Origin of the sequence: Cyclobacterium qasimii M12-11B (assembly GCF_000427295.1) — a bacterium.
GTDB classification, from domain to species: Bacteria; Bacteroidota; Bacteroidia; order Cytophagales; family Cyclobacteriaceae; genus Cyclobacterium; species Cyclobacterium qasimii.
Map to the genome: position 1 here is coordinate 18,090 of NZ_ATNM01000052.1, position 20,852 is coordinate 38,941.

20 protein-coding genes and 1 tRNA gene are annotated in these 20,852 nt (G+C 39.6%); 4 read left to right on the forward strand and 17 right to left on the reverse strand.

Annotated features, from left to right (window positions below; genetic code table 11):
* Positions 1-5 precede the first annotated feature (5 nt).
* Positions 6-82, forward strand: a tRNA-Met gene (locus ADICYQ_RS04775).
* 277 nt (positions 83-359) lie between these two features.
* Here the strand turns inward: ADICYQ_RS04775 and rplT are convergent.
* From rplT to thrS, 4 genes are all read right to left on the reverse strand, one after another.
* Entirely contained in the window at positions 360-704 is a 345-nt protein-coding gene (gene rplT / locus ADICYQ_RS04780) for a 50S ribosomal protein L20 (RefSeq protein WP_020893021.1), read from the reverse strand.
* Positions 705-801: 97 nt separating this feature from the next.
* Positions 802-996: a 50S ribosomal protein L35 gene (rpmI, locus tag ADICYQ_RS04785; protein ID WP_020893022.1), complete on the reverse strand. Its 195-nt coding sequence runs from the start codon at positions 994-996 to the stop codon at positions 802-804.
* 22 nt (positions 997-1,018) lie between these two features.
* Positions 1,019-1,570, reverse strand: a complete 552-nt coding sequence (gene infC, locus ADICYQ_RS04790; RefSeq protein ID WP_020893023.1) for a translation initiation factor IF-3 — start codon at positions 1,568-1,570, stop codon at positions 1,019-1,021.
* An 85-nt stretch (positions 1,571-1,655) separates the two neighbouring features.
* Positions 1,656-3,611 (reverse strand): threonine--tRNA ligase, encoded by a 1,956-nt coding sequence (gene thrS / locus ADICYQ_RS04795; RefSeq protein ID WP_020893024.1) that lies wholly within the window; start codon positions 3,609-3,611, stop codon positions 1,656-1,658.
* A 624-nt stretch (positions 3,612-4,235) separates the two neighbouring features.
* Between thrS and ADICYQ_RS04800 the strand changes: the two genes are divergently transcribed.
* A complete protein-coding gene (locus ADICYQ_RS04800; protein WP_020893026.1) occupies positions 4,236-4,652 on the forward strand; it encodes a DUF6157 family protein in 417 nt (138 codons plus the stop codon).
* A gap of 43 nt (positions 4,653-4,695) precedes the next feature.
* Here the strand turns inward: ADICYQ_RS04800 and ADICYQ_RS04805 are convergent, their stop codons facing one another.
* The 6 genes from ADICYQ_RS04805 to ADICYQ_RS04830 form a co-directional block, all read right to left on the reverse strand.
* Positions 4,696-5,382 carry a TrmH family RNA methyltransferase gene (locus ADICYQ_RS04805; RefSeq protein WP_020893027.1) on the reverse strand — a complete coding sequence of 229 codons (687 nt, stop codon included), beginning with the start codon at positions 5,380-5,382 and terminating at the stop codon, positions 4,696-4,698.
* A gap of 12 nt (positions 5,383-5,394) precedes the next feature.
* Positions 5,395-7,989: a DNA gyrase/topoisomerase IV subunit A gene (locus ADICYQ_RS04810; RefSeq protein WP_020893028.1), complete on the reverse strand. Its 2,595-nt coding sequence runs from the start codon at positions 7,987-7,989 to the stop codon at positions 5,395-5,397.
* Between the two features lie 317 nt (positions 7,990-8,306).
* Positions 8,307-10,211, reverse strand: a complete 1,905-nt coding sequence (locus ADICYQ_RS04815) for a DNA topoisomerase IV subunit B (protein WP_020893029.1) — start codon at positions 10,209-10,211, stop codon at positions 8,307-8,309.
* Positions 10,212-10,230: 19 nt separating this feature from the next.
* Positions 10,231-10,728 (reverse strand): hypothetical protein, encoded by a 498-nt coding sequence (locus ADICYQ_RS04820; RefSeq protein ID WP_040414612.1) that lies wholly within the window; start codon positions 10,726-10,728, stop codon positions 10,231-10,233.
* Between the two features lie 96 nt (positions 10,729-10,824).
* On the reverse strand, positions 10,825-12,417 hold the full coding sequence (locus ADICYQ_RS04825; protein ID WP_020893031.1) for a sialate O-acetylesterase: 1,593 nt from the start codon (positions 12,415-12,417) through the stop codon (positions 10,825-10,827).
* 70 nt (positions 12,418-12,487) lie between these two features.
* Positions 12,488-13,291, reverse strand: a complete 804-nt coding sequence (locus ADICYQ_RS04830; RefSeq protein ID WP_020893032.1) for a phenylalanine 4-monooxygenase — start codon at positions 13,289-13,291, stop codon at positions 12,488-12,490.
* A gap of 234 nt (positions 13,292-13,525) precedes the next feature.
* Between ADICYQ_RS04830 and ADICYQ_RS04835 the strand changes: the two genes are divergently transcribed.
* Together ADICYQ_RS04835 and ADICYQ_RS04840 are read left to right on the forward strand one after the other, a co-directional pair.
* Entirely contained in the window at positions 13,526-14,092 is a 567-nt protein-coding gene (locus ADICYQ_RS04835; protein ID WP_020893034.1) for a Crp/Fnr family transcriptional regulator, read from the forward strand.
* Positions 14,093-14,143: 51 nt separating this feature from the next.
* On the forward strand, positions 14,144-14,596 hold the full coding sequence (locus ADICYQ_RS04840; RefSeq protein WP_040414615.1) for a DoxX family protein: 453 nt from the start codon (positions 14,144-14,146) through the stop codon (positions 14,594-14,596).
* A 193-nt stretch (positions 14,597-14,789) separates the two neighbouring features.
* Here ADICYQ_RS04840 and ADICYQ_RS04845 read toward each other — a convergent pair whose 3' ends face one another.
* Genes ADICYQ_RS04845 through ADICYQ_RS04875 form a run of 7 tightly spaced genes read right to left on the reverse strand, consistent with a single transcriptional unit; the run spans position 14,790 to position 20,836 of the window.
* Positions 14,790-15,809: a bifunctional 3-deoxy-7-phosphoheptulonate synthase/chorismate mutase gene (locus ADICYQ_RS04845; protein ID WP_020893037.1), complete on the reverse strand. Its 1,020-nt coding sequence runs from the start codon at positions 15,807-15,809 to the stop codon at positions 14,790-14,792.
* Positions 15,806-16,579, reverse strand: coding sequence for a tryptophan synthase subunit alpha (gene trpA, locus ADICYQ_RS04850; RefSeq protein WP_020893038.1), 774 nt, complete (start codon positions 16,577-16,579; stop codon positions 15,806-15,808). The genes ADICYQ_RS04845 and trpA overlap by 4 nt, the downstream gene beginning before the upstream one ends.
* A 5-nt stretch (positions 16,580-16,584) precedes the next feature.
* The gene (trpB, locus tag ADICYQ_RS04855) at positions 16,585-17,763 is read right to left on the reverse strand and encodes a tryptophan synthase subunit beta (protein ID WP_020893039.1); all 1,179 of its coding nucleotides are present in this window, start codon (positions 17,761-17,763) and stop codon (positions 16,585-16,587) included.
* Positions 17,750-18,424 carry a phosphoribosylanthranilate isomerase gene (locus ADICYQ_RS04860; protein ID WP_235114386.1) on the reverse strand — a complete coding sequence of 225 codons (675 nt, stop codon included), beginning with the start codon at positions 18,422-18,424 and terminating at the stop codon, positions 17,750-17,752. The genes trpB and ADICYQ_RS04860 overlap by 14 nt, the downstream gene beginning before the upstream one ends.
* Positions 18,421-19,242 carry an indole-3-glycerol phosphate synthase TrpC gene (trpC, locus tag ADICYQ_RS04865; protein WP_020893041.1) on the reverse strand — a complete coding sequence of 274 codons (822 nt, stop codon included), beginning with the start codon at positions 19,240-19,242 and terminating at the stop codon, positions 18,421-18,423. Before trpC ends, ADICYQ_RS04860 begins: the two co-directional genes overlap by 4 nt.
* Before the next feature lie 2 nt (positions 19,243-19,244).
* A complete protein-coding gene (gene trpD, locus ADICYQ_RS04870; RefSeq protein ID WP_020893042.1) occupies positions 19,245-20,255 on the reverse strand; it encodes an anthranilate phosphoribosyltransferase in 1,011 nt (336 codons plus the stop codon).
* Complete coding sequence (locus ADICYQ_RS04875) at positions 20,252-20,836, reverse strand: anthranilate synthase component II (protein ID WP_020893043.1); 585 nt, start codon at positions 20,834-20,836, stop codon at positions 20,252-20,254. The genes trpD and ADICYQ_RS04875 overlap by 4 nt, the downstream gene beginning before the upstream one ends.
* Positions 20,837-20,852 lie beyond the last annotated feature (16 nt).

Here is a 20,852-nt window from a genome sequence, read left to right on the forward strand (position 1 = left end):
CAATTGGCGAGGTAGCTCAGATGGTTAGAGCGCAGGATTCATAACCCTGAGGTCAGGGGTTCAACTCCCCTCCTCGCTACCAACAAAAAGGTCTCTTATTTTTAAGAGGCCTTTTTTTATGTGCCTTCCCTCCTACACAGCTGAAAATTAAAACTTTACCCAATAAATTGAAGGAATACGAACAAATTGCTTTTTTCTTCTCTTTCATGGTTAATATTTGGATACACACATTCACCTTCCAAAAGGTAAGTAAACCATAAGTAATATAAGGAAAAATTCAAAAAATAAACCTCTTTTAAAAAATGAAGGCATAAAAAAAACCCTCCGAAGAGGGTTTTTCAATATCGCTTGTACTAATCTTATTTAACTTTTTCAAGGATAGCTTTAAAAGCTACCGGATGATTCATTGCAAGATCTGCAAGTACTTTTCTATTAAGATCAATCTCTGCTTTTTTCAACATTCCCATAAACTGAGAGTAGCTAACGCCATATTGTCTGGCTCCTGCATTGATTCTTTGAATCCAAAGTGCTCTGAATTCTCTTTTCTTTACTTTTCTATCCCTGTAAGCATATTGAAGTCCTTTTTCGTACTTGTTCTTTGCTACAGTCCAAACGTTTTTCCCTCTTCCGAAGTAACCTTTGGTTGCTTTTAATACTTTTTTTCTCCTAGCTCTTGAAGCTACTGAATTGACCGATCTTGGCATTTTTGTTTTAGTTTTTGACTTTTGGTGCTTTCAGTTTTTCTGAAAAGGCTTGTAAACCAAAGGCCTGGTGAATTAAATAACCTGATTAATTTTTAGATTAGATTCTTAGCATTGCTTTTACTCTGCCCTCATCTGACTCATGTACAGCTCCCATTTTAGTAAGATTTCTCTTCCTTTTGGTAGACTTTTTAGTCAAAATGTGGCTTTTAAAAGCATGCTTCCTTCTTATCTTTCCAGACGCAGAAAGCTTGAACCTTTTCTTTGCGCTGGATTTAGTTTTAACTTTTGGCATTACCGTATATATATTAGTTGAATTATTTTTTGCCTGCTTTTGGAGAAACAAAGATGTTCATTCTTTTTCCCTCCATCTTAGGTAGTTGCTCTACTTGACCGTAATCTTCAAGTGCTTGAGCAAATTTCAATAAAAGCATCTCTCCTCTTTCTTTGAAAACAATGGTACGACCAACAAAATGGACATAAGCTTTAACTTTTGCACCGTCTTTAAGAAAGTTGATGGCATGCTTTAATTTAAAATCAAAATCATGATCATCTGTATTGGGACCAAATCTAATTTCTTTCACCACAGTTTTAGCTGCGTTGGATTTGATCTCTTTTTGCTTTTTCTTTTGTTCGTATTTGAACTTAGCATAATCGATCACCTTACAAACTGGTGGTGAAGCGGAAGGAGAAATTTCAACGAGATCAAGCCCATTTTCTTCGGCCAAAGTTACTGCTTTATCAGTAGCCATTACCGCGTTACCTCCCTCTACAAAATCTCCTACAACCCTGACCTCTCTGGCCCTAATTTTTGAATTTACTTTATATGGTTCCTCTTGTCTCGGAGTATACGTTCTTTTTCCTCTCAAAATAGTTATGGTTGTTTTTTAAAGTTTCAATTTGCAAATATCTAATAATTTTTCAAATATTAAAAATCAACAAATTATATTCTTGTTATTTATTCAATGAATCCTTAATAATTCCTTGAAAGAAGTCTACAAATGCGCTCAATTCGAAAGTTCCAATATCTCCTTCACCATGTTTTCGAAGGGATAATTTATTTTCTTCTTGTTCTTTCTCCCCAACAATTACCATAAATGGAATCTTTTTCACTTCTGCATCTCTAATCTTCCTGCCAATTTTCTCATCCCTATTGTCAATATCTCCAGTAATTCCATTATCATCCAATAGTGCTTTTACTTTGACTGCATAATCGGCATACTTTTCGGATATTGGCAATATGATCAATTGCTCTGGAGCCAACCAAAGCGGGAAATTACCTGCACAGTGCTCAATCAAAACTGCAACAAATCTCTCCAAAGAACCAAATGGTGCCCTATGAATCATCACAGGCCTGTGTTTTTGATTGTCTGAGCCAGTGTATTCCAACTCAAATCGTTCCGGTAACTGATAATCTACCTGAATGGTTCCCAATTGCCAACTTCTGCCAAGAGCATCCTTGACCATGAAATCCAGCTTTGGGCCATAAAAAGCAGCTTCCCCTTTTTCTGTCACTGTATCGAGACCTTTCTCTTCAGCAGCCTCAATAATCGCTTGCTCTGCCATGTTCCACACCGCTTCTTCGCCTATGTATTTATCCATATTATCTGGATCTCTAAGGGATATCTGCGCTGTGTAGTTGTCAAAACCAAGGGCTTTGAAAACATACAAAACCAAGTCGATAACTTTAATAAATTCTTCTTTAACCTGATCTTGCCTACAAAATATGTGAGCATCATCCTGGGTAAAGCCACGCACCCTGGTCAAGCCATGTAGTTCACCACTTTGCTCATACCTATAAACGGTACCAAACTCGGCATACCTAACAGGAAGGTCTTTGTAAGACCGGGGCTTGTATTTATAAATCTCACAATGGTGAGGGCAGTTCATCGGCTTCAATAAAAACTCCTCCCCTTCATGTGGGGTGGTTATTGGCTGAAAGGAATCCTTGCCATATTTCTCATAATGACCCGAAGTCTCATACAATGCCTTGTGCCCAATATGAGGCGTTATTACCTGCTGGTAACCAGAGTGATCTTGTTCTTTCTTAAGAAATGCAACAAGTCTTTCCCTCAATAGGGTACCCTTAGGAAGCCACAATGGCAAGCCCATTCCAACTTTCTCCGAAAAGGTAAACAACTCTAGTTCCCTACCCAATTTTCTATGGTCTCTTTTTTTAGCTTCTTCAAGTAAAAAAAGATATTCTTTTAACTCTTTAGCCTTTGGAAAAGTAATGCCATAAATACGGGTTAGCATTTTATTCTTTTCATCCCCTCTCCAATATGCCCCTGCTATGTTAAGCAATTTCACCGCTTTTACAAACCCAGTATGGGGTATATGTGGTCCTCTACACAGATCCGTAAATCCACCTTGCTCATAAAAAGTAATGGTACCATCTTCAAGCCCCTCTAAAAGGTCTAATTTGTACTCATCTCCTTTTTCTTCAAAATAAGCTACTGCATCTTCCTTTGAAATGTCTTTTCTGACATACTCATTTTTTTGACGAGCCAGCTCTATCATTTTGGCCTCTATCTTTTCAAGCTCAGCGCCCTCTAAAGTTTTGTCTCCAAAATCAACATCGTAATAAAATCCATTTTCTATAGGGGGACCTATTCCTAATTTCACACCAGGATAAAGCGCCTCCAAAGCTTCTGCTAATAAGTGGGCAGAAGAATGCCAAAAAGTTGATTTTCCTCCAGCATCATTCCATGTTAGCAGTTGAATATTAACATCCTGATGGATAGGCCTTGTGGCATCCCATATCTCACCATCAATCTTGGCAGCCAATACATTTCTTGCCAACCCATCACTGATGCTCATGGCAATCTCTAAACTAGTTACTCCTTTATCAAATTCCCTTACAGATTTATCAGGAAACGTTACTTTAATCTCATTACCAATACTTGACATGCATTCATTTTATTTATGATAAATCACCTTTACAAACAGGTGCTTTTTAACTCACTTCTCGCCAAAACCAAGAAATTAATGGCTATTTTCAAACCACTTATAACCCAAGCATCTTGTTTAAAATCGCTTGATATCTTGCCATTTTAGCTCAATCCACCAAAAGTAAGGGATTTTCTTGATTTATGGACTGCAAATATGCAAATTCGATAGGGTAAATAAAAGGGCTGCCCTACCTAATCTTTTGCGTTGGACCTAAGGCAAAGTAAAACCTATACTCATTCGCTCATAAACCCTATTTTAAAGCTTCCCTAAAATCATAATGCATTACCCAAAATGTAAGCCAAACTGTAATTTATTGCCATTTATTTACAAAATAGCCTATTTGGGAATTAAAACCGGTGATTGTGCCCCGTACTCGTCAATTCTTTACCTCATTTATGAATAAAAATACCTGTTGGCACAAATTTCACTTCTTTTTCGGTAAGGTTTGAAAATAAAATCATTGCACCTAAATAATAGGAAAAAAGTATTTATTTTAGAGGTAGACTATTTTACCGTAAGGCATATCTTTCAGTGGCTTTGAAATTGGCCAAGAAGAGGCTTACCTGAATAACCAACTCTGAAATGAAAATACATACGACGAATTACAAAAACACTTTCATAGAAGTAGCCGATGACTGTCCGGTGGGTATAGCAGAAACTCCTCCGATAAAAGGAAATAAATTATCTGTTGCCAATATGCAATTTGCGTTATTGAATGAAGCGCCCTATAAATTTACTTCTGATGAGGTATTGTTTCAAGTATATGCCAATAAAAATGACTTGATTCAAGCCGAATACCAAGAAGCGCGGGAGCAATTTTTCTCCAAAGGCCAGCCTTGTTTTCGGGCTTCCCCTTTAACCAAACGTTATGGTTTCGGTATTCACAACAATGAAGAGGGGAAAATCGCCCTATTTGGTATAGAAACCGAAGAATACGCCAAATTCATAGCGGATGAATCCATCGAAAAAGTGAAAGCAATGCGGTCTAAACGAAAATAAATTTTCAGCTCAAAGCAGGCAATATCAGCTCAATATTAATCGGTTATTTTTTAAAGAATTCACGTTTATGGGCGGCGGAATGCTTGACAATGCCCTGATACCATTGGTATTTTAGCTCGATTTTTTCTTCCTCAGTGAGGAAATAATTTTCGATTGAACTGCTTTCAATTTTCTCCTGGAGCGCATAAAGACAAATAGCAGCACTTACAGAGATATTAAAACTTTCGGTGAAGCCTTTCATAGGGATATGAACCAGCCCATCTGCGGCGGCTATGGCTTCACTGCTTACTCCTTCATGCTCATTCCCAAAAACCAGCGCTATGGGCTGATCAGTGGGCAATTCCCTGAGTGGTAAACTTTCTTCCCTGGGGCTTGTAGCAAATATTTTATACCCCTTTTGTCTAAGCTGTCGATAACACTCTGCAGTAGCATTACCGGAATCATTGTCGTATTTGTGCAAGTCTACCCATTGAGCCGCACCCCTGGTCACATAAGGATTTACAGCATAACTGTCGTTACCATCAATGAGGTGAACATCCTGAATACCAAAGCAATCAGCCGTCCTGAGAACGGCTGAAGCATTGTGAGGCTTATAAATATTTTCCAACACCAAGGTGATGTAGCGGGTTCTTTTTCCCAACACCTTATCTATCAGTTCTTTTTTATGTGGGGTCACATAGTCAGACAGATAGTTTAAAAAGGCCAGTTCATCTTCGTCCAGTCTCTCCATAATGGGTCAGGGTTAAAACAAACCTAGTTGTTCCTTGTCATCATCCTCTTCGCCAGCATCTTTCGATCCCTCGGCTTCCTTCGCCTGGTTAGGGTCTTCGGCTTTCTTTTCTGGTTTTACAGACTCCACTAATTCGATACCGGTTACCTTATGGTTGCTTAATCGATTCCCTACAGATTTCCATCCCTTCACATCGATTAGCATATCCATGTCATAAACTTTCTCTTCAATTTCATCGTCCAGCTTAAGCTTGACTTTGACCTGAGGTTGTTTTTCCGTAGATACTACCGCTAATTTTGATTGCTTGTGGTCGGTGATAAAATTGAATTTTTTATTCAAAGTAGAAGTTTCGATCACAAACCTTTTTACATAGTACATCTTATGAACCCCATCATAATAAATGGATGAAACCACACTTTCTGGGTCATATTTTTCTATGAGGAGAAGATTTTCTGCATCAAACCTATTGGTCAATTCAAAACTTGTCAATTCATAACTTCCGTCTTTGTAGAAGACCAATACTTTGTCTTCCCCCAGGAAATTACCAACCAGATCACCTCTATCATCAGTGTTTAATCTTCCCACAGAAGGATCAAAATATATATTCAACCCACCCAAAGTGGAGACACCTTCCATCTTAAGCTGAATTTTTCTAACAGGGTATTTGGTAAGAATATTTCCATTGGCCCCTCTGCCTTTGATCTCCAAATCCTTGAAATCAAAATCAAATACCTTAACTCTTGCTTTGGCACCTGCAGTTAAAAATACCGTGATGATCTCTGCTTCGCCATTTGCATTGGCTGTAAAATAAAGCACTTTAGATCCCTTCGTACCTTTGGTGAGTACATATTCCCTGTCTCTGGTGACACTGAGCACCTGAAAACGTTTGATCATGGTTCTGCCTGAAACGCCATCCAGGTAAATCAGGTTATAGACCATTCTTTCGTCACCTTTCCTAAAGACGGCCACGTGGATAATGTCTTTTCCTACGAAACCTTTGTCTTGAATTTTGGTCACCACACAGACTCCATCTCGTCTGAATATTATGATATCATCCAGATCTGAACAATCACAGACAAATTCATCTTTTTTCAAGCCATGCCCTACAAATCCATCTACTCTGTTAACATACAATTTGGCATTGGCTGCCGCTACTACATTGGCGGCAATGGTATCAAAAGTCCTGGCTTCAGTTTTCCTTTCCCGTCCTTTGCCATATTTGGCCAGTAGGTTTTTATAATACTCAATGGCATAATCTGTCAGATTTTCCAAATGATGGTTGACTTCTTCTAATTCTTCGTTGAGCTTTCGCATCAACTCATCAGCCTTAAATGTATCAAACTTTGAAATACGTTTGATTTTTATTTCCGTCAGACGAATTATATCATCCCTCGTAATTTCTCTGTAAAACTGAGGTTTGAAAGGTTCCAAACCTACGTCTATTGTGTCAATTACTGCTTCCCAGGTTTCGCACTCCTCTATGTCCCGGTAAATTCTATTTTCTATGAATATTTTTTCAAGAGAGGAAAAAAGCAATTTCTCTAGTAATTCATTTCTCCTAATCTCCAATTCCTTGTTCAACAGATCCTTGGTCTGAAAGGTATTGGTTTCCAAAATTTGATTGACCTTCAGAAAGACAGGTTTATCATCAATGATCACACAGGCATTAGGTGATATGCTGACTTCACAATCTGTAAAAGCATAAAGTGCATCTATGGTCATGTTAGGTGACTGACCAGGAGCGAGCTGTATCATCACCTCCACATCTTTCGCGGTGTTGTCTACAACTTTTTTGATCTTTATCTTTCCTTTATCATTGGCCTTAATAATGGAATCTATCAGGGAGTTGGTGGTGGTTCCAAATGGAATCTCCTTGATCAACAGCGTTCTGTTGTCGTCTTCTTCAATCTTTGCTCGGACCTTTATTTTACCACCACGCAAACCTTCATTGTACTCAGTAAAGTCTGCATAACCACCTGTATGGAAATCAGGCAATATATTGGTTTTCTTTCCTTTAAGGATTTGAATAGAGCCTTCAATTAATTCGCAAAAATTGTGGGGTAAGATTTTTGTACTTAATCCCACAGCGATACCTTCCACCCCTTGCGCCAATAACAATGGGAATTTAACCGGGAGGGTTACTGGTTCTTTCTTTCTTCCATCGTAGGATAGTTGCCATTCTGTAGTTTGCGGATTAAAAACTACTTCAAGGGCAAATTTGGACAAACGAGCCTCAATGTACCTGGCTGCAGCAGCTCCATCACCGGTTCTTACGTCACCCCAGTTACCCTGAGTTTCTATCAGCAGTTCTTTTTGCCCCATATTCACGATTGCATCTCCAATGGAAGCATCTCCGTGGGGATGGTACTGCATGGATTGCCCAATGATGTTGGCTACTTTATTGAAACGGCCATCATCCATTTCTTTCATAGCATGCATTATTCTACGTTGAACAGGTTTGAACCCATCCTCTATTGCAGGTACCGCACGCTCCAAAATAACATAGGAAGCATAATCCAAAAACCAATCCTGGTACATTCCAGAAACAGGAACTGCATTGTACAAGCCCTCATTTCCATCTATTGGTAAATCTTTTTCTTCACTCATGAATTGACTTCATTTTTGTTTAAGTAGACAGATAAAAATCCAGAAACACTTAAATCCTATTTCCAAACCGAAAATAATAAGTTGATATTTTTTATTTTTAAGCTTAAACCAGGTACATGCAAAGGCCTGGCTATTCCCTGATAGCATCACTTCCCCTGAAGAAAGATCAGGACAGGCTAAGAGGGCTCAGGAAATCTTTTTGCATCACCAGAGTTAAAACGCGGGACCAGAATTTCTTCAAATGCCATTCTATTCCCCGTAGATTAGCCAAGGATTTAACAACCAAGTAGCAACAAACCTAGGGTATTAACTTAAGTTTAAGCAACTTCTTTTTCATCTTCTGATTCATCGTTGTCCTGCACTGTAGCTCCAAGGTCCAGGTCTTTCTCCACCTTCAATCGGCTTATGATAAATTCCTGTCTGGTAGGAGTATTCTTACCCATGTAAAAGCCCAATAGGTCCGCTATTTTTGTTTCTTTGTTAAGAATAATAGGCTCCAGTCGGATATCCTCCCCTATAAATGCGCCAAATTCATTTGGCGAGATTTCACCAAGTCCTTTAAATCGAGTGATCTCTGATGTTTTGCCTAATTTATGAATGGCGCGCTGCCGTTCTTCATCTGTATAGCAGTAAATGGTTTCCTTTTTGTTCCTCACCCTAAATAGTGGTGTATCCAGGATAAAAAGGTGTCCATTCTTAACCAAGTCGGGAAAAAACTGCAGGAAATAGGTCATTATTAAAAGCCTAATGTGCATTCCATCAACATCGGCATCAGTAGCGATGACAATTTTTCTAAAGCGTAGGCCTTCAATTCCATCCTCTATATTGAGTGCATGCTGAAGCAGGTTGAATTCCTCGTTTTCGTAAACCACCTTTTTGGTCATTCCGAAGCAATTGAGGGGCTTACCTCTCAGTGAAAATACCGCCTGAGTTTGTACATTACGAGATTTAGTTATAGAACCGGATGCTGAATCCCCTTCCGTTATAAACAGCATGGTTTCATTTTTCTGTTCTTCTTTCGCTTTGGGGTCGTCATAATGCACCCGACAATCACGCAATTTTTTATTGTGTAAATTGGCTTTTTTGGCCCTTTCATTGGCCAGCTTCTTTATACCGGAAATTTCTTTTCTTTCTCTTTCAGACTGAAGGATCCTTTTGAGTATGGCATTGGCCGTATCTGGATGTTTGTGCAGGTAATTATCGAGTTCTACCTTTACAAAATCATTTACGAAAGTACGCAAGGTAGGTCCATCCGGCCCTACACTATGTGAGCCCAGCTTGGTTTTGGTTTGCGATTCAAACACTGGCTCCATAACCCTTACAGCTATGGCTGCCACTACTCCCTGACGTATATCGGCCGCATCAAAATCCTTTTTAAAGAATTCTCTAATCGACTTAACGATAGATTCTCTGAAAGCCGCCAGGTGCGTTCCACCCTGGGTAGTAAACTGACCGTTTACGAAAGAGTAATACTCTTCTCCATATTGATTGGTATGCGTAAGGGCCATTTCTATATCATTGCCCTTGAGGTGAATAGTAGGGTACCTCCTACTGTCCTCATCTACCTTTCGATCCAATAAATCAAGTAATCCATTTTGGGAATAGTACTTGACGCCATTAAAATTTATAGTAAGCCCACTATTCAGAAAGGCATAATTCCAAATTTGATTTTCCAGGTATTCTGGAATAAAATGGTAGTTTTTGAAGACCGACGAATCAGGGGAGAAAATGATCTTGGTACCATTTCGCTCCGATGTTTTTCCTATAGGATGGTCTTCAATTAATTCGCCTTTGTCGAACTGAGCTGCTTTGGTTTGACCTTCTCTAAAAGATTGAACCAAAAAATACTCTGACAATGCATTAACAGCCTTGGTACCTACACCATTTAGGCCTACAGATTTTTGGAAAGCACCTGAGTCATATTTTCCACCAGTATTGATCTTAGAGACACAATCTATCACTTTCCCTAAAGGAATCCCTCTCCCGTAATCACGGATCTCCACTTTGTGTTCACTGATCTTCACTTCAATGGTCCTACCATTACCCATCATGTGTTCATCAATGCTATTGTCAAGGATCTCCTTTACCAAAACATAAATACCATCATCCTGAGCACTACCATCTCCCAGTTTACCTATATACATACCCGGTCTTAGGCGGATATGTTCCTTCCAATCCAGGGATTTTATACTGTCTTCGGTGTATTGTACGTTTCCTGCCATATCTTATGTGTTTTCTGCCTTAAACTGTACCTGTTTTTACCTGTTTCATTTTTCCTACCAACAAAAAGAGTAGGGCCATTACCCAAACCACTAATAATATGGGAACAATGTAAAAGAAGACATTGTATTCAGAACTCCTTATCTCATTCTGATTGGTAAGGCTGTGAATATAAAAAACCATGATGCATGTACATACATTAAGTATTCCTATAAAGGAATAAATCCATGCAAGAATACGGTCTCTGTAAATATCACCTACTGGGAAAATTCGTTGTAGGGAGGTATTATTTTTCATTTCTATCAATTTTCCCGGAATAATCAATAGCACATTGTATACGAAAAATATAACTACCGTGATGTAGAAGAAGCTTTCCTTCCCTAATTGTTTCACAGGCAACCCTTTGCTGTTTTGCTCATAGGTGGCAAAATCAGGCATTGAGGCATATGCGTACAAGAAAACGAATAAAAACATTCCTATCGACAGGAAGTAAAAGAATTTAGCAAAGCGGGTGTACATGATTTTTTATTTAGCCAGCAAATATAAAAATTAATCCAGTACCAAAAACGGAAAGTCTACCAGCGTTTGAGAAAAGAAAATTTTCGAAATCGGTATTTACCTGAAATTCAGGATCCGATCTTCCTCTTTCCCTATTCCTTGAATAATTAAATAATCTTTTTTTACTGTAACAATTGCGCCAAGGGCAGGAGATTCGGCCTCCACCATACCCAAAAATGTAAGGTGATGCATTCCATTGGCATCCTTAAAATAGTTACCGGCATGGTGATGGCCCGAAAACCAAGCCACCATCGCTGGCGATTCTCCTATACGGTTCATTACTTCCTTGTGATTGAGTAAATGTAAACCGTTTTCTGGTAAAAGAGGGTAATGACAAAATGCGATCACATGCTTTCCCTCTTCTTCAGCCTTTTGGACCACTGATTCCATCCATGCCAATTGTTCTTCGCCAACGGCACCATTCCATGGTTTCACATTATTGGCTCCTTCGGTTTCCATTACCTCCATCATTTCTAAGGCCTGGTCATAATTCTTAGTGCCTTCAGGATGACCGCCTACACTAATGTCCATCCCGTTGACCACCATAAATACCATGTTTCCTTTCTCTATGGAATAGTAACCTTTTTCATTGTCTATTTTTTCTCCAACCTTTTGTTTAAGGCTGTCCAAAACAGAAAAGTCGTGATTACCCCAGATATAGTGAAATGGTGCTTTACTGCTTTCCAAAATCGATAAAGGGGCATCAAAACTCTCAAAATCTCTATCAATCAAATCCCCCAGGTGAAAAGAGAATTCTAAGTCATAGGCATTAAGGAAGGGTATTGTGCGTTTTAGTGTTTCTAAAGTTCCGCGATAGTTTCGCTTTCCTACTGTTTCCACATCCGCATATTGAATATCTGTCAATACACCAAAAGAAAAATCATCCGTTTGAGTCTTTGCTGTCAATAAGTTTTTCATTTCGGTAGCGTATCTTTCTCCAATTAAAATTTGACTTGGGCTGTCAAAATGGGTACTGTCAAAGGTTGTCGTCCCATAAGCCAAAGCTACTCCAGTATTGGACATCTCTTTAGGAAGATCAACGAGATAAGCATTAAGAGGCTTCCTGATTTCTTTATCTTCAGACAATTGTCCAACCACAAAAGGCAAGTCTGGTAAATTTAAACTGTCACGTATTGCGGTAATTAGATGACCTATTTTTCCCAGGTATTGGTCTGCCTCCTTCACATCTCCTTCACCCTGGTGCCAGATGATTCCTTTTATCTCACCACTTTCAGCTGCAATCCTTGCTCGGGAGATGATCTCATTGAAAAACAATGTACCTGGCATCCACTCAGCGATCACGCTACCCCCTTTTGCATTGACTACAAGTCCTATTTTTCTATCTGGAATATCCCTTTGCATTTTTCTGGCAAAACCATACACTGGTCCCAGACGCTGCATACTTACCACTTTCCTAACGCTTGAATACAAGTTTAATGGATTGGTAGCGGGCACCCATTCCTGCCCCGTGAAAAGGTAAACATCTTCAATAGGTGTCATCAGGTCAGGAAGGATTTCTGCCCTCCCGGCCATATTAGACTGCCCAATGGCCAGGTAAATATCCAAATTATGCATTTCCTGTGCTTGAAGAAATGATGCAATTGGCAATAGAAATACTAAAAATACAAGTTTCTTTAAAAGAGCAGACATAGCAGTGATCAAATATTAAATAAGAATCGATGTGCTAAGATTATAAAAATTCCCTTACAATTGCCCGTTTTTACTCTGCTTTTTGCAAAAGTTCTTCCAGTTTCTCTTCGATCAAAGGTATGGAGCTGCACAGCTCTTCAAAATCATTGATGATAAAATATCGATCTTGAAATTTATTTTTCCAATAAGGCGTATTTAAAACGGCATCCACTTCGAAATCATGGTGTCTGGACTCTTCTGAAAGGCAATAGTGCAACTCACCAGAAGAACTAAGAATGCTTGCGCCATAAACTTTAAGTTCATTATTCTCCCTAATCAAGCCAAACTCAACTGTGTACCAATACACCCTGGAGATTAATTCTAAAGCCAATGGATTGTCTATAAACCGCAGGGCTGTTCCAGCCAAATCTTCCAAAAAGCGCGTAAAAATTGGATTCATTAACATTGGCACATGGGCAAATGCATCATGAAACAAATCGGGTTCATGCATGTAATCCAATTCGTCCAACTTTCTAAGCCAGGAAGTGACGGGGAATCGCTTATGTTGCAATAGACTAAAAAATAAAGCCTCACTAACCAACCCTGGAACTACCTGTATGGACCAGCCAGTGGAAATTTTTAATCGGTAAGATGCATCCTTTAGATTGGCAATGGAATCTGAGGTAAAGCCTATGCTTTCTATGCCATCTTTTACTGCTTTTGCTGCTGTCCCAGGCAAATTCTTTGACTGCTTTTCATAAAGGATTTCCCAAACCTTATAATCTTCCGATGTATAAGTCCTGAAATCCTGCTGTAAAAACACCAAACTGGGATCGGGGAAAATTCCTCTGGGGAATTTATTTCTCATTTTAGATTGCTCAATTGGATTTGCCATTGTATTATTATTCACTGGTTACTTTAAATCTTTATTAAATTCATAAACGGAAAATGTGAGCAAGGGATCAAAAAATGGTTTGGTTTTAACCTTAATTATGAAATTGAACCCTTGCAGGTCTCTTTGCTCATTATTAAGAAAGAAGTATCAAGACATGATAATTTAGCCTTTTGGGCCAATCACTATAGAGCATTAATTATTCAGGTAAACCAAAGGGGAGATTAAACTTAACAAATGGATCAAATTAGGGATTACTTTGAACAACTTGTTGGCATCAATGATAGCGATTGGCAGCAGTTTTCTTCCAAACTAAGGAAAAGTGAATACCCCAAAAAAACGAATCTTTTAAAAGTAGGGCAAACAGAGAACTATCTATCCTTTATTGAAAAAGGTTCTGTCCGACTGTATTTCCCAAAGGAAGAAAACGATTTGACTTTCGGCTTTTGTTTTGAAGGTCAATTTGTAAGTGCCTACGATTCATTTTTAACCCAAAAACCCTGTGATTACCAAATTGAAACCATGACCAAAACTACGCTTTGGAGGATATCCCATCAGGACCTACAGTATATTTATGCCAATACCAGTATTGGAAATACCATTGGCAGACTCGCTGCTGAAAGTCAATTCTTGTTAAAATCTGAAAGAGAACTTTCCTTTTTGAATGAAAGCGCTGAAGAGCGGTATAGGTCTCTTTTCAAAAACCGTCCTAAGCTAATCCTGGAAATCCCACTCAAATACATTGCCTCTTATGTAGGTGTAACCCCTCAAGCACTTAGCAGAATCAGAAAGCGAATTTCTTAACCTGGGTTCATTGTCTGAAGGTTGAACTTTGCCCAACTTTGTAAAAAAAAGATGAAACCATTCCTTCTCCTAATTGCCGTTACGATATTTGCTACTAGCTTCATGAAGCTAGTATATGGTACTTATAATGTCACCTTATCAGCAAGAATAGGTCTTTCCGCCATGTTACTTTTTACGGCTTTGGGCCATTTCATGTTTACAGATGGAATGGCAATGATGGTTCCAGATTTCATACCCTTTAAAAAGGAGCTTGTTTACTTTACTGGAGTTATCGAAATTTTAGGTGCTATTGGTCTTCATTATCCCCAATTTCAATTGGTAACTGCCTGGCTATTGATTCTGTTTTTTATATCGATTATACCGGCAAATATAAAGGCTTCCATGGAACAAATCGATTATCAAAATGCCACCTTTAAAGGAAATGGGTTAGGGTATTTGTGGTTTCGAATTCCCCTGCAATTCTTATTCATAGGCTGGGTTTATTTTTCATCGATCAGAATTTAGACTCTGATGCGATAAAATGAAAAAATATAAGGGAGGCAGTGAATTTGGGTGATTTTGTCAGCCCGTTTCAAGAACACCAAATCAACTTTTAATTCCATTTTGCAGCAAATCCCCCTTGAAGAAGGTTCAAGGGGGATTTCGTTTTTTCAAGACTTACAAGTGCGTACCTGAATTTGCATTTGGTCCAGCCCTCTTAATGTAAATCAAAAGTCTTTCTCACTTCAAAAATCTTCCTGATATAACCTATCAATTCACTGCTCTGGGTAAAGTTCAAGGTTTGCTGACCATCAGAATAAGCTTGATCTGGATGCTCATGGGATTCATAAATGATCCCATCTGCTCCTGCCATCACACCTGCCAAGGCCATTTGTGGTACAAAATCCCTGATGCCAATCCCATGTGATGGGTCTACCACCACTGGCAAATGCGATTTTGACTTAAGAATTGGAACGGCATTCAGGTCCAATGTATTCCTACTTGCCCTTTCATAAGTACGGATGCCTCTTTCACATAGGATAAGCTTTTCATTCCCCCCGGAGAAAACATATTCCGCCGATTGAAGCAATTCTTCTATCGTACCTGAAATACCTCTCTTGAGCAGAACAGCTTTATCTATTTTGCCTAATTCATCCAGCAGGTTAAAGTTCTGAGTGTTACGAGCACCTACCTGAAATACATCGACATAATCGTGCATTTCTTCAATTTGAGACACCTGCATAACCTCCGTTACAATTTTTATCCCAGCCGCTTTGGCATGTTGGTGCCATAGTTTTAGGCCTTCCATCCCCAAGCCTCTAAATGCATAGGGACTACTCCTTGGTTTGAAAACTCCACCCCGCATCATTGTCACATTGTTTTCCTTAAGGTGAGCAATCACACGTTCTATCTGCTCTTCTGATTCTATGGAACATGGGCCGGAAATAATGGCCATGTCACCATCCTTTATTGCTATACCATCTCCAAGGTCAACTGTAGTTGGCTTTGCTTTCCACTTTTTGGACACCAGCTTGTACTCATCAGAAACAACATGGATATCCAAAATACCATCCATGGATCCTATTTTTCGAATGTCATAGGCACCTTTCCCAATCCCAATCAGGTAGTTTCCCGCCTGGGTTTTAACCTCGGTTACTTTATAGCCGATGCCATTGATCTTTTGGACCAAATTTTCTTTTTGTTGGGTACTTATGTCAGAGTTGAGCTGTATGATCATGCTTTAATGCTTTTAATAAACGTGTTGATTTCTTTCTTTAGCTCTTTTGCTTCCCGCAAAACATTGATGAAAGCACTACCAATGATTGCTCCTTGTGCATGCTTAGCGGCAGTGGAAAAAGAGGCCTTGTCAGAAATTCCAAATCCTATGAGTCTAGGGTTTTTGAGCCCCATATCTCCTACCCTTTCAAAATAAGCAATTTGTTCAGGTGTCACGTCTTTTTTCGCACCAGTTATACTCGCAGAAGAAACCATATAAATAAAGCCATCTGTCTCTCTATCAATCTCACGAATCCTATCAGGTGAGGTCTGAGGAGATATCAGAAAGGTATTTCTTAGGTTGTAGGTTTCAAACAATCCTTTATAGGACTCAAGGTATTGCTTCATTGGAAGGTCTGGGACAATCAATCCATCTACGCCTACCTCTTCGCACTTCTTGCAAAATTCCTCCATACCATATTGGACGATAGGATTTAGGTAGCCCATTAATATAACTGGTATTTTTAACTTCCCTCTCAATTCGGCCAACTGGCTAAACAAGATTTTCAGTGTCATTCCATTGTTTAACGCGACGGTATTGCTTTCCTGAATCGTGGGGCCATCTGCTACAGGATCAGAATAAGGAATTCCAATTTCTATAATGTCGGCTCCTGCTTCTTCGATGGCTTCCATAATACCCATGGTATCGTTAAGGCTAGGAAAGCCTGCAGTAAAATATATGGAAAGGATATTTCCTTCCTTATTTTTAAATAATTCTTCAATTCGATTCATAGCCATCAGTAATTTCCCCATTTAATATATGTTTCCAAATCCTTGTCTCCTCTACCCGACAGATTGATCACAATGATGTCTGACGCCTTGTATTTTAGCTGGTTCAATGCAGAAAGTGCATGAGCAGACTCGATGGCGGGTATAATGCCTTCCAATCGGCTTAACTCTATACCTGCTATCATGGCATCTTCATCCTCTACAGCCAAAAATTCCCCCCTACCTGAGGCAAATAAATGGGCATGAACAGGACCAATTCCTGGGTAATCCAGGCCTGCTGAAATACTATGCGGCTCCACCACTTGCCCATCTTCTGTTTGCATTAGTAGTGTTTTACTACCGTGGAGAATCCCTGGTTTACCCAATTGGGTAGTAGCAGCAGATTTGCCTGAAGTAACGCCAAGGCCGGCTGCTTCCACAGCTACCAGACGAACCTTTTCATCGTTATAGTAATGGTAAAATGCGCCAGCAGCATTGCTTCCGCCACCCACACAAGCTATAACTATATCAGGGCTGTCCCGACCTTCCTTCTCCAACAATTGTGCTTTGATCTCTGCAGAAATCACAGACTGAAACCTGGCCACCATTTCAGGGTAAGGATGAGGACCTACCACCGATCCAATGATATAATGCGTATCAACTGGATTGTTAATCCATTGCCGCATGGCTTCATTGGTTGCGTCTTTGAGCGTTTTACTGCCCGAGTTGGCCGGCACGACGGTTGCGCCAAGAATCCGCATGCGTTCCACATTCGGTTTTTGTCGCTCCATATCGACTGCCCCCATATAAACCGTACATTCCATGCCCATCAAAGCACACACAGTGGCAGTTGCCACGCCATGCTGACCTGCGCCAGTCTCAGCTATAATGCGCTTTTTGTTGAGTCTCTTCGCTAGAATAATCTGACCGACGGTATTGTTGATTTTATGGGCACCTGTATGACAGAGATCCTCTCTTTTAAGGTAAATTTTAACACCATATTTCTCAGACAACCTTTGGGCATGAAACAGGGGTGTTGGCCTACCTACATAATCTTTTAAGAGACTATCAAATTCTGTTTTAAACGACTCGGAAGCCATTATTTGCTCATAGTTCTCTTTAAGCTCTTCAATATTGGGATACAGCATTTCCGGGATATAGGCTCCCCCAAAATCTCCGTAAAATCCGTTTTCATCAATTTTTATCATTGCTTTTCATTTTTGTCTTTGTTGCGGCTTCATTTCTTAGTGTTGCTGCGAATGTCTTTATCTTTTCCAGGTCTTTAAAACCTTTAGAAATTTCAAATTTTGAATTGATATCTATCCCTGCCATGGCAGGGAATTCCTGGTAACAATCCAAAAGGGTTTCTGTATCCTGTGGTGTTATTCCTCCGCTCAATAAGAAAGGAATTTCATAAGGATATGTTTTCAAAAGCTCCCAATTGAATTGATGTCCGGTACCACCAAAGGAGGGGCCATCAGTATCAAATAGAAAATAATCAACCAAGGTTACATAAGGTTCCAATGTCTCCCAATTCCAATCTGCTCCCACTCTGAAAACCTTGATAAGTTTCACACTGGATTTTTCTCGAATGGCTTGAAGTTGTACCGGAAGTTCATCCCCATGAAGTTGCACCAACGATAACCCGTAATCATTAACCTTCTTTAGTATCTCTGCTGTACTTTCATTGACAAACACACCAACTTTTGGAAGGCTTAATTGTTTATAAAATGCTGCTTCCTGTCCGAATTTGGGCACATACCGACCTGAAGGAGGATAAAAGATCATCCCCATCCAATCTACCTGTTCTATACCTTTCAATCCTGAAATATTTTCAGGGTCGGCCATTCCACAAACTTTGATGATCATAGGGATGCTTGTTCTTTTGAGGCTGCCAGTAATTTCCTGTATTGTTGCATAAAATTATAGGCGGCCTGATGTGGACGAATGGTTTTCATAAAGTTTTCACCTATCAAAAAGCCATCAAAACCTGCTTGCTTCAATTGCACCAATTTGGCAGGATCAGAGAGACCACTTTCTGATATTTTAGTGAAGGTATCCGGTATGGCCTTTACCAAATCCAAAGAGGTTTGAATATCCACCTCAAATGTTTTTAGGTTGCGGTTATTTATACCCACCAGGTCTACATGCTCATTAAGACTTTGAGCCAGTTCTTCGCCATCATGCACTTCAAGTAATACTTCCAAGCCCAGGCTTTTAGCAAAGACCGCCAACTCTTTTAAACGCTTTGGAGGCAAGGCCGCAGCTATTAACAAGATACAATCTGCTCCTATAGACCTTGATTCGATTATCTGGTACTCATCTACGATGAAATCTTTGCGTAGAATGGGGCAAAAATTGAATTTTCTAGCCAGACCAAGATCCGCTTCACTGCCTCCGAAGAAGTCCTTGTCTGTCAATATGGACAATGCCGAAGCACCTGCCTGCATGTAGCCAATTGTCGTTTGCTCTACAGAAGCCGTGCCATTTATCAAACCTTTTGAGGGGGATTTTCTCTTAAATTCAGTAATTATACCTGTCTTTTCCGGATCAGTAACATACTTCTTCATCGAAACCACCTTACCATCGAAAAACAAGCTCTTTTCCAGTAATTTCTGTGGATATAGTGCTTTTCGCTCAGCTATCTCCTCTTTTTTTCGGGAAATTATTTTTTCAAGTATATTCATATTCAACTGATGTTTAGGGAAGTTTTTGGGCTTATCAATTCTTTGAAAACATTAAGCGCTGTACCATTTTTAAGTGTATCACGGGCTGTTTCCCTGGCTTTTTCAAGGCTCCATGTTGGTTTGGAAGTAGTTAATGCGATGGTTGCATTTGCAATTACTACTGCTTCTTGTTCAGGACTACCTTTGCCCTCTAAAATATTCATGAAAATAGCTGCTGATTCCTTGATTGAACTTCCTCCTTTGATTGATTCAGGCAGAATGGTTTTAAAGCCTAATTCTTCGGGGCTGACAACCTTCTCCCCATCGTTGGATATCCATTTCAAATCTCCTGTTAGGGATACTTCATCATAACCATCCAAGGAATGTAGAATGCTAAATCTGACATCATTGTTTTGATACAAATACCCGTACAACCTGGCAAGTTCAAGACTAAACACCCCTACCAATTGTTTTTTGGGGAAACTTGGATTTACCATTGGCCCAAGCATATTGAAGAATGTTTTTACGCCCAATTCCTTTCTTACCGGACCTATGTGTTTCATCGCTGGATGAAACAGTGGCGCGTGAAGAAAACAGATTCCAGCCCTGTCCAGGCTACTTTTTAGTTTGTCAATATCACTGGTAAACTCATATCCGAAATATTCAAGCAGGTTGGAGGAACCACAGACAGACGAAACACCCACATTACCATGCTTGGCAACGGGCTGACCTGCTCCGGCTACAATAAATGAGGCAAGGGTAGATACGTTGAAGGTATCTTTACCATCCCCACCCGTACCGCACAAATCAATGGCGTCATATTCAGGGATATCTACAGCAATGCACCTTTCCAACATGGCTTCTCTAAAGCCCATCAACTCTTCAACCCTGACACTACGCATCATAAATATGGTCAAGAAAGCTGCCATCTGGCTGGTATTTACTTCTCCTGATGTCATTTCTTTAAGTACCCCCTTAGCCTGTTCTTTGCTTAGGGTTTTATGTTCTATCAGGTGGTTAAGTATTTCTTTCATTGATTTGTAGTTTTTATGCCTTCAATCCAGTTTTTAATTATTTTTACGCCATGTTCTGTAAGGATACTTTCAGGGTGAAATTGTAAGCCTTTTACTGCGAATTCTTTGTGTTTTATGGCCATAATTTGCCCATCTGGGGTTTTGGAGATTACCTCAAGTTCGGCTGGAAGCATCGTGGCATCAATCACCCAACTGTGGTACCTTCCTACGGTAAAATATTCAGGAAGTCCTGCAAACAATGGATCAGGTTTAATTTTTATCTTGCTAGCTACCCCATGAACCACTTCAGTAAGGTTAATAAGCCCTCCGCCAAATGCCTCACCTATGGCTTGGTTTCCAAGGCAAATCCCAAGTATGTCTTTAGTAGGGGCATATTTCTTGATCAATTCAGGCATTATTCCTGCTTCTGAAGGAACTCCTGGACCAGGTGAAAGCAAGATTTTGTCGTAAGCATCCACCTCTTCAAGGCTTATTTTATCATTTCTTATGATATCCATCGATTCTCCATATCCCAACTCACGGATAATGTACACCAAATTATAGGTGAAAGAATCGTAATTGTCTAGTACCAGTATTTTCATCTGTAAATCCTTTTCT